Annotated in this window: 17 protein-coding genes and 2 pseudogenes; 9 read left to right on the top strand and 10 right to left on the bottom strand. The window is 32.6% G+C overall.

The window, feature by feature from the left end:
• The coding region (locus FTT78_RS13300; protein ID WP_180169985.1) for an NgoBV family restriction endonuclease at positions 1–395 on the top strand (395 nt) is incomplete at its 5' end.
• Here FTT78_RS13300 and dcm read toward each other — a convergent pair.
• Both dcm and FTT78_RS13290 read right to left on the bottom strand, forming a co-directional pair.
• Entirely contained in the window at positions 396–1,745 is a 1,350-nt protein-coding gene (gene dcm / locus FTT78_RS13295) for a DNA (cytosine-5-)-methyltransferase (RefSeq protein ID WP_180169984.1), read from the bottom strand. It abuts the gene before it with no gap.
• A 145-nt stretch (positions 1,746–1,890) separates the two neighbouring features.
• A complete protein-coding gene (locus FTT78_RS13290; RefSeq protein ID WP_180044557.1) occupies positions 1,891–2,130 on the bottom strand; it encodes a transcription factor in 240 nt (79 codons plus the stop codon).
• A gap of 312 nt (positions 2,131–2,442) precedes the next feature.
• Between FTT78_RS13290 and FTT78_RS13285 the strand changes: the two genes are divergently transcribed.
• The gene (locus tag FTT78_RS13285) at positions 2,443–2,970 is read left to right on the top strand and encodes a phage tail tape measure protein (protein WP_180044555.1); all 528 of its coding nucleotides are present in this window, start codon (positions 2,443–2,445) and stop codon (positions 2,968–2,970) included.
• 93 nt (positions 2,971–3,063) lie between these two features.
• Here FTT78_RS13285 and FTT78_RS13280 read toward each other — a convergent pair whose 3' ends face one another.
• The 4 genes from FTT78_RS13280 to FTT78_RS13265 form a co-directional block, all read right to left on the bottom strand.
• Positions 3,064–3,354, bottom strand: a complete 291-nt coding sequence (locus tag FTT78_RS13280) for an addiction module antidote protein (protein WP_134245015.1) — start codon at positions 3,352–3,354, stop codon at positions 3,064–3,066.
• 1 nt (position 3,355) lies between these two features.
• A complete protein-coding gene (locus FTT78_RS13275) occupies positions 3,356–3,652 on the bottom strand; it encodes a type II toxin-antitoxin system RelE/ParE family toxin (RefSeq protein ID WP_004647749.1) in 297 nt (98 codons plus the stop codon).
• A gap of 102 nt (positions 3,653–3,754) precedes the next feature.
• Complete coding sequence (locus FTT78_RS13270) at positions 3,755–4,087, bottom strand: hypothetical protein (RefSeq protein WP_180044553.1); 333 nt, start codon at positions 4,085–4,087, stop codon at positions 3,755–3,757.
• Positions 4,080–4,523 (bottom strand): hypothetical protein, encoded by a 444-nt coding sequence (locus FTT78_RS13265; protein WP_180044550.1) that lies wholly within the window; start codon positions 4,521–4,523, stop codon positions 4,080–4,082. Before FTT78_RS13265 ends, FTT78_RS13270 begins: the two co-directional genes overlap by 8 nt.
• 149 nt (positions 4,524–4,672) lie before the next feature.
• On the opposite strand from FTT78_RS13265, the gene FTT78_RS13260 reads away from it, so the two are divergent.
• The gene (locus tag FTT78_RS13260; protein ID WP_180044548.1) at positions 4,673–4,939 is read left to right on the top strand and encodes a DUF4258 domain-containing protein; all 267 of its coding nucleotides are present in this window, start codon (positions 4,673–4,675) and stop codon (positions 4,937–4,939) included.
• Positions 4,940–4,988: 49 nt separating this feature from the next.
• Positions 4,989–5,354, top strand: coding sequence for a hypothetical protein (locus FTT78_RS13255; protein WP_180044547.1), 366 nt, complete (start codon positions 4,989–4,991; stop codon positions 5,352–5,354).
• A 277-nt stretch (positions 5,355–5,631) separates the two neighbouring features.
• Here FTT78_RS13255 and FTT78_RS13250 read toward each other — a convergent pair whose 3' ends face one another.
• The 3 genes from FTT78_RS13250 to FTT78_RS13240 all read right to left on the bottom strand — a co-directional run bounded on the left by FTT78_RS13250 (position 5,632) and on the right by FTT78_RS13240 (position 7,841).
• A complete protein-coding gene (locus FTT78_RS13250) occupies positions 5,632–6,609 on the bottom strand; it encodes a hypothetical protein (protein WP_180044545.1) in 978 nt (325 codons plus the stop codon).
• Positions 6,610–6,903: 294 nt separating this feature from the next.
• On the bottom strand, positions 6,904–7,200 hold the full coding sequence (locus FTT78_RS13245) for a hypothetical protein (protein ID WP_179991623.1): 297 nt from the start codon (positions 7,198–7,200) through the stop codon (positions 6,904–6,906).
• Positions 7,200–7,841 carry an AAA family ATPase gene (locus tag FTT78_RS13240; RefSeq protein ID WP_179991622.1) on the bottom strand — a complete coding sequence of 214 codons (642 nt, stop codon included), beginning with the start codon at positions 7,839–7,841 and terminating at the stop codon, positions 7,200–7,202. The genes FTT78_RS13245 and FTT78_RS13240 overlap by 1 nt, the downstream gene beginning before the upstream one ends.
• Positions 7,842–8,173: 332 nt before the next feature.
• Between FTT78_RS13240 and FTT78_RS13235 the strand changes: the two genes are divergently transcribed.
• The 4 genes and pseudogenes from FTT78_RS13235 to FTT78_RS13565 all read left to right on the top strand — a co-directional run.
• Complete coding sequence (locus FTT78_RS13235) at positions 8,174–9,181, top strand: replication initiation protein (RefSeq protein ID WP_179991621.1); 1,008 nt, start codon at positions 8,174–8,176, stop codon at positions 9,179–9,181.
• Between the two features lie 267 nt (positions 9,182–9,448).
• Positions 9,449–9,640, top strand: a complete 192-nt coding sequence (locus FTT78_RS13230; RefSeq protein ID WP_180044543.1) for a hypothetical protein — start codon at positions 9,449–9,451, stop codon at positions 9,638–9,640.
• 149 nt (positions 9,641–9,789) lie between these two features.
• The gene (locus FTT78_RS13225) at positions 9,790–11,475 is read left to right on the top strand and encodes a DUF262 domain-containing protein (protein ID WP_180044541.1); all 1,686 of its coding nucleotides are present in this window, start codon (positions 9,790–9,792) and stop codon (positions 11,473–11,475) included.
• Between the two features lie 67 nt (positions 11,476–11,542).
• Positions 11,543–11,681, top strand: a pseudogene (locus FTT78_RS13565) (IS5/IS1182 family transposase); the annotation flags it as partial.
• 110 nt (positions 11,682–11,791) lie between these two features.
• Here FTT78_RS13565 and FTT78_RS13220 read toward each other — a convergent pair.
• Positions 11,792–12,210, bottom strand: a pseudogene (locus tag FTT78_RS13220) (transposase); the annotation flags it as partial.
• A 127-nt stretch (positions 12,211–12,337) separates the two neighbouring features.
• On the opposite strand from FTT78_RS13220, the gene FTT78_RS13215 reads away from it, so the two are divergent.
• Positions 12,338–12,726, top strand: a 389-nt coding sequence (locus tag FTT78_RS13215) for an NgoBV family restriction endonuclease (protein ID WP_180169983.1), incomplete at its 3' end; no start/stop codon positions are given.

Genomic DNA, 12,726 nt, shown 5'->3' with positions numbered 1-12,726 from the left:
CTAGTCCAAATTTTGATTTGGCAAACTTTGATGCTTTTACTAGAAGTTTATTAACAGAGCCTGAAAGACTTGATACGGATCATCTTGTTTTTGAATATGAATTATTTGTTGGTGGCATTGTAAGAATTAATAATATTTGGATAAAAAAAATATGGGAGATGGCGGGGCCATCTACCACAAATATTTTAAATTTACAGGTGAAGCAAGGTGTCCCAGTAAATATTCGACCTAAAAACTGGAGAACAAATAGTTCTAGAGTTACCTTCTTCGGACAAAGATTAGATTTTGTTATCGCGTTAGATCAAGCTCTACAGCATTTTTACCCAGCTAGATATCCAACTTGGTTGAATACAGTCCAATCAAATTACTTGGCAAGGACAGGACACGCATTGTAGTTAGATAAGTTCTAGCTGAATATCAGTTTTTTTGGGACATTCTTTACTATTGAATGCAGCATCTAATAAACGATTTGCTACAGCTTTAACTACAGGGACGGCTACTGTATTCCCAAAAAGATCAAAAGCATCTTTCGGTTTTACATTTACCTGATAGTCATCAGGGAAGCCAAAAAGTCGTTTTTGTTCAGTTCCTGTTAGTAACCTTAAGCCTTTTCCATCAGGGACAACGATTCTATCTAAATCTGTAGCAACAAGTGTTGGTGCTATAGATTTAGGGTCTAGAACTTTATTAATTTCGTAGCTTAATTTTCCAGCTACTATGTTATAGCCTTTTTCAATGTCTTCTCTATATTCACGTTTTTGCTTCTTTATACCCTTGTCATCTAAATAGGTGACAACATCTTTAGGATGTTCTAATTTTAGATATTTCTTATCACAAAGATCATCAAGCATTTCTTGAAGATTAGGATGCTCATAAAATGTTTTAATTTCATCAATTGTCAAAGGCATACCATCCATCCATTGGATACCTTTTAATTCAGCCCATTTTTTATTTCTTCTAGCACGCATAATCTTACCTAGAAGTTCTCTTTGATCTTTTGATACAGAACCTTTTAGCTCGATATCCCAACTATGTATATTATTTGCTCCACCACGTTTATCTTTGACTGATTTTCCGTATAAGTCTTCAATTGAATAATGGCTTAACAATAAGTCGATTAACTTCCCTTGCAGTAAAGGTTTATCCTTTTCAAGGACAGTTTCTAAACTGTTAATTTGAGGTTTAAAACCTTCTAAATCTACAGTCGAATCTAGAGATCCAGTAATGTAAATACGTTTTCTTGCTTGAGGAACACCAAAATAACTAGCATCAAATACCTTCCAAGAAACGAAATAGCCAAGGTTTCTAAGTGATTGTAGAATGATAGTCAGAGTCTGTCCCATTTCATCTGTCTTATTTAAAAGATCGTGCTTTACTAAACCTTCAACATTTTCAAGGATAAATCCTTTAGGTTTTTTTTCTTTAAGTATTCTTTCAACTTCAAAGAACATAGTTCCTCTAGTATCAAGAAAGCCTTGACGTTTTCCTGCACTGCTAAATGCTTGGCATGGGAAACCTGCAAGTAGCACATCAAAATCAGGAATCTGTGAGCTATCAATTTGAGTAATATCTCCAGCTACATCTTCATCTTTATAGTTATCTTTATAGACTTGAATTGCGTAAGGCTTAATTTCTGAACTGAATACACAAATAGGCTGTTTTTTCTGTTCTAACAGAGCTTGTTCAAAGCCTAATCGGAATCCGCCCATGCCTGCGAATAAGTCGATAAATTTAATAGACTGCATATTTAAAACATCAGGTTTTACTTAATTCGTAATGGTATCAATTAATTCTAAGAGGTTCCACTACTTTTTAACTTTATCTAAAATTAACATAATACACGTTATATGAAATTAAAAAGGCTTAGTCATGACTAAGCCTTTTTAGCTTTTAAATCATATTTACCTTAAGTCCAGCCAATTTTAAACGCTCTGTAATATTTCGCATTTTACTAAATTCGGTACCGTAACTAAGTGGTAGACCCACTCCCTGACAAAACTCTTTAGAAGTTATACTTTTTAATTCATCTGCATATTTAATCATCTGTAAATGTAATTCAGCAGTTTGCCTGTTTCGAGGTGCTTCATTCATAGCCAATCGGATGCGGTCATATATTTGTTGTTCATTCATAGCTAAATTATCCAAATAATCAAATTTATATAAATAATATAATTTATATAAATTATATTGTCAATTTTTTTACCGATTTTATTGGCAGAAAGTATCAAAATCGATCATAAAAAAGCCGACTTGTTTCAAAATCGGCTTTTTGTGCATTTTTAGATTTTTCTGGTTTTGTTAAGTGTTTGATATTTATATTAATATACAAGTGTATTGCGTATAACCACCATTATGTTAAATAGGTAATTATTCAAGTAAGACATTTATTAATTTTTTAATTGAATTAATATGAAATTATATTTTTAGATGAGAACTGATCTGATGAGCTTTTTTAAAAAATTGAAAGCAAATATGATAATAAATAAAAAAAATGAACAAACATTTTATGAATTAGCGATTAGAGAAATTGCTACTGGACAAAAGAGAACTGGTTTATGGGCCATAGCACTATCGAAGTCTGATGGTTCTTTAGATAAAGCACATGCTTTGTATATTGGTTTATTAGCAGAAGAAATAAAAAATGATATTTATCTTGAAGAAATAAAAAATGAAGAACTCCGTAAAAATGAGTTAGTGTTGGCTAAAGAGATAGAAAAATTGGAAGAAATACGTTCTAGGAAACAGAAAATTATAGAGCAAGAAGTACATAAAGAGAAAAAATCAAATATACCAAGTATATTTGAAGAAATGGATAAGCAAAAAGAAAAAGAGTTGCAAAGCAAGCGACAAGAAGAAATTGATAAACAAAAGGAAGAAATGGATAAGCAAAAGGAAGAAGAACTAAAAGCACAAGGTATCCGTATAGATCCTCGATTCAAAAGTCCGCAACCAATTCTAAAAAAATACTAATTCCAGACTTTTTCTAGAATTAACATAATACACGTTATGCGAAGTCAAAAATGGGAGCTTTAAGTTCCCATTTTTATTATATTTTTTAAATTTTTAGGCGTGTTGTACTGTGATCTTTAAACCTAAAGCATTCACTACACGATTAATCGTATCAAAACGTGGTGCAGAGTCGTGACGAAGTGCTTTATACAGAGCCTCACGTCCAATTCCTGCCTCTTTAGCGATTTGAGTCATACCACGAGCTTTGGCAATTACACCAAGTGCGTGGGCTAATTCAGCAGGATCATTTTCTTCGAGAACCATGTTGAGATACATCACAATGTCTTCTTCAGTTTTGAGCGACTCAGCCATATCAAAACTTGGTAAATCAGCGACTTTAACCATTTTAATCCTCCAATGTTTTAGATAATTTGACTGCACGATCGATGTCTTGCTGTTGAGTCGATTTATCTCCTCCACCAAGCATTACAATCACTACGTCACCATGTTGGATGTAATACATCCTCCATCCAGAACCGAAGAATTCTCTCATTTCCCAAACGCCATCTTGGAGAGGTTTAATGTCTCCCCAGTTTCCACGTTGAACCTTATCCAATCTACGATTCAGGCGAATACGGGTCATATTGTCTTTAATGCCATCCAACCATTCATCAAACTCTGGCAGACGTTTAATTTCAATCATGAGGATTCCTTGTTTTCTCACTATATTGTATTCGATCGAATACAATATGCAAGTAATCTATACGGACATCCATTAATTTCGTATAACAGCCATTATGTTAAGTTATGACGTAGGTTTTGAGTCGTCTTTGTCAGATGTTCTTAAAGTAAACTCTCTTTGTAAAATTCTTCTAGAGTCTTCTGAAAGATTTGACAGATCTAGATCATCTATAGTTTTTCCAGCAGCTTTTGCATAAGCCCATAGTGCTTCGTAAATTTTTTCATTAACTAGTAAATGTAAAAAATTTGTTCTATTCAACCCCATACGACTACTATAAAAATCTAGACGTTTTAAATGTTCCTCTGATATTTGGAATGATATAGGTGTTGTTGGAGAGACTTGCTCATCTGCTTGTTGAGAATGAATTTTACCTAATTCCTGAAAATAATTATTCATGATTCTCTCCTTCCAATTCGTTTGAATAGCAATCTAATAAAATATTGGTAAGCCCAAGAGAGTGCAGTACGTATCTTGGAATACAAGGATCAAATTTTGCATCCTTATCTAGATGAGATTTAAATCCACTAGTATCAAATACATGACGCATATCTAGATCTCCTTGGAGATACAACCCACTTAAATAAGATGAATACGCAATATCCATATATGACTTAATTAATTCTTGGATAACTTTACTTCTACTTTGTCCTAGATTCTTTGCTACGCAATCCAATAATTGCTTTTGTTGTTCTGTGAATTTCACAGAAACACTTTTGGAGTTTTTCTCCTCCATATTGATTCTGGCATTCATACCAAGAGTGAGAAAGTTATTAAGACTTTTATCAGCAATAAAATCATCAAAAGTTCCTGCTAATTTTTCATTATCTTTCATAGAAGGTTATCCATAGTCTGAACAATTCAATAGATACATAATTAAATATTTAATTAGATACGTCAATAGATACAATAAAAATAATTAAAATATTGACTATGTATTTATTAATATCGTAAATTAATTACATGGCTTTTGGAGAGAAGATTATGAAAAAGACAAATCACTTCATGAAAAGAATGTCTCAACGTGGTGTAACTAAAGCTATGATTGAATATGCTTTGGAGTATGGAACTATTGATGGTGATAAATTTGTCGTGAATAAAAAATTAATTCTTCAGCATAGACAGGAACTTCAAAAAAAACTTGCAGTCACTTCTAAGCTGCTAGATAAAGGAGGAATTGTTGTGATCACTGAGAATGATTATTTGATCACCACCTATCATACGGATAGCCGAAAAAATAAATATTCATAGTTTAAGAAGTTAAATAGATTATTTTTCACATAATAGTAATGGGCTTTATATGGAAAAAATGACATTTGATAGAACTTTAGCGAATGGTTTTAGTCAATATTACTTGGGGAAAGAAGTCGAATTTACTTATGTTTTTTATATGGATGATGTTCAATATACCAATGAAGTTAAAGGTAAAATTGACGGAATTGTTATACGATCTGATAGAAAGGATAAATTAATTATTAATGAACACATAATCGATATAGATGAAATTTACGATTTCAGATTTAAAGTTCCAGAAGATGGTGAATATTATGCAATATGCCCAGTCTGCCGTGAGGTTATTCGAAGTGTATATGACTTAGTTAAAGATGAAGATAATCCTTATGGAATGGACAATGAACGTTGCCCTTCTTGTTATGCTTCAATCTAGGTTATATAAAAATATTTAGTTTTTAGAATTTCTAAAATTAACATAATACAGCTTATACGAAATGCTCTAAATTAATTGTTTTATTTCAATAATTTATAGTATTGAGTGCAGCCTGATTCTTAGCAATCAGGCTTTTTTTATGATTTTTAATGTTCCACGCCTATTTATTGATCATTGTTCCACGACTTTGTTTAGCCAAAAAACATAATGCCCTCATTTTATTCGAGCCAATTTCAGCCCTTCGGGACTGAAATAATGGTCCAAATAAAATATGGTCTTAGAGAAAGATAAACATCAACAAGAAGATAATAGCCAAGCAACCAAAGCTTAGAGCCAAAACACGCCATAAGTCTTTATGTTTTACGTTACTTCGGCTTTCATGCAGTAGGTTCGATACTTCACTAAGGTGATGCTCAGAATTGCTTAAATCGCTTTTTAGACGCTTTGAGAGCATCTGTAGTTGGTTTCTTTCTTGCAGAAACTTCTGACGTTCCTGCGTTAGTTGCTCAATTTTTTCTTGGTCTTGGTGAATAATAGGCGTTTCTTTTTCGGCAAGTTGTTTTTCTAGAGCCTGCTTTTCATTTTTTAAGGCATTAATTGTTTGTTCAAGTTGCTTAACTTTTTGATTGGACAGTAGCTGATTCTGCTCTAGTTGTTCATATTCCCCTTTGATCTGAGAGATTTCACTCTCAAGCAGTCTAATTTTCTCATCCGCTTCTTCATGAGGCTTTGCTAATCGTTCAGAAAGTCTTTCAAGCATTAAAACCGTTTGGAATAGCTCATCATTTTTCTTTTCTAAATCGCCAATTTTCCATCTTGAGTTATGAAGTCCTTTATAGCGTCGAAGGTCTTGGAAGCGTCCTTCACCTTCTAGGAATTTGTATTCTAGAATCCGATTACGTTCTTTTAGGTTCTTATTTTCAATTTCAAACCTCATTTCACGTTCAGCCATACGGTCTAAACGACGTTTTAGGTTCTGTATTTCATTATTTTGACGAGTAAGCCGGTCTATCTGACGTTCAACTTTGTTTGTTAGGGCTGTTTTGGTCTTTAAAGTGGTTGATTCATCTTCTACAAACTCTTTGAGATAACGACTTAAGAGTGATTCCTCCAAATCAAAGGGCATGTTTAAGTCTTTTTTTAGCACTTGGATGATGGATTGATAGGTCAAACCCTCTTTTTTTAGGCGTAAAACATCGTCTAGATGATTTCTCAGCCACTTTTTCTTATTGAACGAAGGTTTATTTTTGATCACTTGAAAGCCTTAATTTTGTTGACGCTCTAAAATCGGTTTTCAACCGATTTTTTTTATACACACCATACGCACCTTACAGGATGCCACTAAAAATAATTTAGATTTTTTGAGGGTGTTTCTTGAAATAAATATATGATTTATAAATGTAAAACAGTAATTTTTATGTAAATACTTCCAAAAATTGCAAAAAATATTATAAGTTATTGATTTTTCAATTCAGTAGTTTTAGAAGTATTTTATAAGGAATATAGCATTAGCTGAAAATAGAAAAGCCACCGTTGAGGTGGCTCAGAATCAGTAACCTAACTCTTTCTTGATCAAATTGTGCAACTCTTCATCCGATAAAGTATTAAGTTGACTAATAGCAGCTTTGAGCATGATAGATCGGTTTGCTTTAGCAACACGACATCTAACTTTCAAGTCGTTAATCTGTTCACTTACATCCTCTGTTAACGAAAAGGTATATCTTTGAAATTTAGAATTTGATGGGGTTAGTTCTTGGACATTTTTAGATGCGCCAGAAATAAAATCATTCACTAATTTTTCATTTTTAGAAGTTTGATCTTCTCTTTTTAAACCTTTTAAAGCCATTAGAGATCTCCTAAAAATTCTTTTGCAATTTGTTCAATTTCTTGCTTGGCTTTTTCATCAGATGACATTTCAAAAACGGATAATCCATTTTCATCAGCATCATCGTATATGTTTCGATTACACGTAAAATTATTTAATGGGATGAGATCAAACGATTCACATGCTTCTTTAGCATCTAAGATGCGTTGAACTTGACTCGGTAAAGTAGGACATTGAGTAATGACTGCTCTCGTATAGAGTTCAGGATTAACAGCTTTTGCAAGACGTATTAATTTTTCGACATGTACTAATGTTTTTAGATCTCGTCTTTTAGGACGGAAAGGCAAAAGCATATGAGTGGAAACAGTCATTGCCGAACGTAAGGCTTCAGAATCCTGTCCACCAGCATCAATAATGATGTCTTGGTATCGCTTCGATAAATCCATTAGGATTTGTCGAATGTTCCCTGAAGCTTGTACTGATGGAATGCTTTTTACAGCTGAATTTTCATCTCGTTCTTTGATCCAGTCAGTTGTCGTACCTTGTGGATCTGCATCGAGTAATAAGATATCTCGATTATTTGCTTGTAAATAAACTGCTAGATTTTGGGCTAAACAACTTTTTCCAGACCCACCTTTTTCACCACCAACTAATATGATCATTTTTATTTAACTTACGTAACTTATTTAACTTAAGTATAGCCGAATAATAAGGAAGATCAATGGTTTCACACGTTTAGTGAATTTACGCAACTTAAGTAATTTATTTAACTTACGTAAGTTTGTGAAAAAAGTTTTATCTTATATGTACTTTTTTGGTTGAATTGAATTATAAGTTAGCTATATTGTATAAATTACAGATATGAAAAAGCCCCATAACTTTCAATCTTGCCGGACAGGAAGTTACAGGGCTTGAATTCTTAGAACATGCTTGCACATGAACTGTATTAATAATACATGTTCATTGTGCATTTGCAAATAGTGAAGATAAGCAAATGCAACAATTATCTTTTCTGCTTGATCAATTTCAAGACAGATTACCTAAAAAGCCTTACTGTTCAGATAATTTGGATTATGGTCTTATTATCAGGCCTAAAGAAATTTCTTTAAAGTACAAATATATACAACCTAATAGTCCATACTATTTACATTATCTAGTATTTGATTTGGATTATGAGTCTTCATTATCAGAAATATTATATGGCTTAGTTGGAATTCCATTACCGAACTTATTAGTTGCCAATCCTAATAATGGGCGCTCACATATACTTTTTCAGTTAAAAACACCTGTTTATACAACTGATGCTAGTCGTCAAAAGCCTATCCTTTATGCAAATGCTATTCGTCAAAAATTAGGTGAGTTATTTAATGCAGATCCAGCATATGTGAGTTTGGTATCAAAGAATCCTATCTCAAGTTATTGGCAAACCACTAGCTTGCGAGAAAAACCCTATACTTTAAGTGAACTAGCTCGAAATCTAGACTTAACATGGAAAGATGTTAATAGAGAGATTAAACAAGACGAAGCGATAGGTTTAGGGCGTAATTGTTTTGTATTCAATACGGCTAGGCATTGGGCATATAAAGAAATACGAAAATATCGAGGGAGTACATATACATCCTGGCTTGATTGTGTAGTTCAGCATTGCATAGGGCTTAACCAAGGGCTTACCAACCCAATGACTTTTGGTGAAGTAAAAGGCATTGCTAAATCCATTGCACGATATTGTTGGAAAAAAGACGCCTATTGCTATCAGGAATTTATTGACCGTCAATCTAGAAAAGGGAAGTTAGGCGGTATAAAGGGCGGAGTAGTGAGATCTGCAAAATATCAGCCCTTACGTGTAAAGGCGAAAGAACTACATTTAAAAGGATTAAGTTGTCGAAAGATTGCAAATGAGTTGAAAGTATCCAAATCGGTTGTTGCTTCGTGGATAAAGTGTCCAAGTGAGCCTAAATCAGATATTAGCTCTTTGGGAACTGCTTTAAACTTGTTTTCTTAGCTAGGTGTCCAAGTGAGCCTAAATCAGATATTAGCTCTTTTAGGTGTTTCTTATGTTACCTACATCTTCTTCTGTTTCCACTTTTGAATTGAAAGCTGAAAATAGCTTTATTTCTAAGTATGATTTGATTGCACTATATGACAGCTTAGTTATTTATAGTTATAACGGGCTTTGTTGCATAAATATGTAAGCATCTGATTTAAATAAATTTAATTTTGGATCAAAAAATAATCAAAACTTTTAAAATCATATAGTTATGAAATCTTTGTGCAACAAAGCCGTTATAACGGTAAAGAAGATTTTGCTTATTGTAAGGAGTTATATCTTGGTGATGAGCCTTATGTAACTTTGTATTCAGTTAAATATGAGCAGAAATTTAGAAATCTAAAGATCAAAGATTTTGATTTTATTTATGGTAAAAGCTTTGAGGATTTGAAGAAAACCTTCTGTTTCGCATAAGAGATTTTATGTTAAGAACCTAATTTCCCCAACTAAAAAGTGTCTATAAAGTCGTTGGCTCTTCATTCAACCATTGGAACCCCGTCTACAATCTTAATAAATTTTGATATTATAAAATTCTTTATAATTCAAGACTTAGTAGCAAGAAAATGAAAGTTAGTCAAGAGCCTCAAAAATTATCCTCAATATTAGAAGACAAATATTTTAAAGTTCCGTTGTATCAGCGTGAGTATTCATGGACGCTAAATGAAGTATCAGATCTTTATTATGATATTTTGGAATCTTTAAAAGAAGAAGAAGGTCACTTCTTTGGATCATTACTTTTATATAAACCAGAAAGTAAAAAGGAAGTAGAGATTGTTGATGGCCAACAACGACTAACTACGATTTTTTTATTGTTATATGCAATTTTAAAAGAGATTGAGTTTTCTAATAAGACTAAGGCAATAGACAAAATTAGATCTTTACTATTTGTAGTTGATTCAAACAATCTTGCTGAAGACTTCATTAGTACAGAACCTAGACTTGAAACGGGAAAACGCGATAAAAAACTTTTTAAAGCTATTATTAGTGGGAAAGATTATGAATCTTATAAAGATGGTAGAAAAAAATCACACAAAAATTTAAACAATACCTTAGATTTTTTCTCAGAGCGTATTGCAGAGATAAAAAAAGATAAAGGTTTAGAAGGAGTCGTTGATTTAACCCAAAGTATTATTAAAAGTGAGTTTATTGTTATGACTGCTGAAAAGGAGTCAGATAGATTATTACTTTTTAAAACAATTAACTCACGTGGCTTAGAATTAACACAAGCCGATATGATAAAAAATGAACTATGTCATTGTGTTCTTGAAGAAGAAATTGATGATTTCGTAGAGCAATGGGACGAAATTAGAGGAGAATTAGAAAAAAATTCAGGAAATCTAGATACTTTCTTATTTCACTATATTAATTCTATTGACGAAGCACAGGATTTAAGAAGAGAAAAAGATAAAAAAAGAGGTATTTCTAATTGGGATAAAAAAAATTATCCACCAGTCCCAGAAAAATTAGTATTTGACCTTTATTGTGATTTACTAAATAAAAAGTCAGCTCAAGATTTTATTGATGATTTGAAATTAGCAGTAAATCATTATGTTCGATTAATTAATCCAGAAAATAATGATGTAAATATTCTTGGTTTAAAAGCTATGGGCGTAAATAAATGCTTTCCTCTTCTTTTAAGAGCTTCTAAAAAATTAAGTAATAGTGATTTTTGCAAAATTGCAGATGTTATAGAAGCTTTAACTTTTAGACATAGTATTCTTAGAAAAGATCCTAAAGAATTAGAAAGGTTCTATTACCAACAGAGCGAATCTATCGAATCTGGTATGAACTTAAATGAATTTTTAGATAAGATTCGAGAACATGCGAATTTTAGAGAAGAAGAAAGATTCAGAAGTGAATTTTTACTTGCTAGTCCCAAAGCTAGCGTTGCTAAAATGATTCTAAGCCGTATAGTTCGTTTTCAATGTGAAAGTGTTGACTGGTCTAATAAAGATACTCATATAGAGCATATTATGCCTCAGACACCTAAAGGTGAATGGCTAGAACTCTACGAAAAAGATTCAATTGAATATAATGACTACTTAAACAGAATTGGTAATTTAACAATTCTTCAGGATAAGAAAAATATTAAAGCTAGAAATAAAGACTTTAGTGAGAAAAAGCCTTTTTATTCAAATTCTAGACTTCGTATTACACTATCACTCATTGACTATGAAACATGGAACTATTCCACTATATCAAAGCGTCAAGAAGATCTTTTTGAAATAGTAAAAGAAATTTGGAAATAATTGAGGGTGTAAAGGCTTTATTGCACAAACCTATCTGTAAAGGCTTTTTCAGCGATATAATTTTCAAATGAAGAAGCCTGCACAGAAAATCTACCGCACAACCAATTGGCCCGCATATAACCGAGCACTCATGATAAATTGGACAGCACCAGATTACAGTACGCTTAGTAGAAGACAAAAAGCATATTGATATTGCAATAAGCTACGGCTTTGTTGCATAAATATTTTGCAAGATACTGATTTTTAAGGGGTTTACCAAATTTTAATAAAAAATAAATATAATAAAATCATAGTTTTAGGTATTTGTGCAACAAAGCCGTTTTCGCCAGGCATAATAGCCTGAAGTGCTGACACCCAGGCATTTACAGGCAGAAGATACAGTGACTTCATTCACATCCAGATCTTGAATTACCGTGTACTTTTCTTGGCATGATCTGTCAGAAAGTACACATGCGCTTTTTTTAAGATGTCATTGGCTTCCTTGAGCTGTTTGACTTCTTTCTCTAATTCCACGATCCGCTGTTGTTCTGGTGAAAGTTGACGTTTGCTTGAACCCACTGGATTGGCTTCACGAATCCATTTGTCTAAGGTTGAATAACCCACACCTAATTTCTGGGCGATTGCAGCTATAGCTTCGTGGGAGTTTGAAAGTGCATAATCAATCGCTTGCTGTTTAAATTCAGGACTTGAGCAGCATTGCTGCGCAAGATAGCCATTTCTTGAATCTCCAAAGATTAAAGTTAAGTTATCTTTAGAGGGACGTGCTGTCCATTATTTTGGCTAGGATCAGTTAAAAAGTCTTATTGGAAATAAATTTAATTAATTATTTAATAGGATTTTTAGTTGAAATGAACATATCAATATGATTTTACGTACAACAATATTTCCATTATTACAATCACAGCAACTTATTGGATCATCTGGGGCAATCTCATTCAACCTTCTAGGGGTAAATGTCAATGTTGCAACTAAAGATGTTATTGGTGGGTTATTACAAGATTGGTTTGGTAATTGGATGACGATAAATAATATTGGTTGGCAACCTGGTCCCCATGCTCAGTCGTGGCCAGATTTTATTTTATCAGATGGTAGTCATTTAGAATTTAAAGCATTTGATGGAACAGCTAGTCCAAATTTTGATTTGGCAAACTTTGATGCTTTTACTAGAAGTTTATTAACAGAGCCTGAAAGACTTGATACGGATCATCTTGTTTTTGAATATGAATTATTTGTTGGTGGCATTGTAAGAAT

This window comes from Acinetobacter sp. YH01011 (assembly GCF_013420785.1).
Classification (GTDB): domain Bacteria; phylum Pseudomonadota; class Gammaproteobacteria; order Pseudomonadales; family Moraxellaceae; genus Acinetobacter; species Acinetobacter towneri.
The sequence above is the reverse complement of the archived record's forward strand: the minus strand, read 5'-3'. Positions and strand labels throughout refer to the sequence as shown.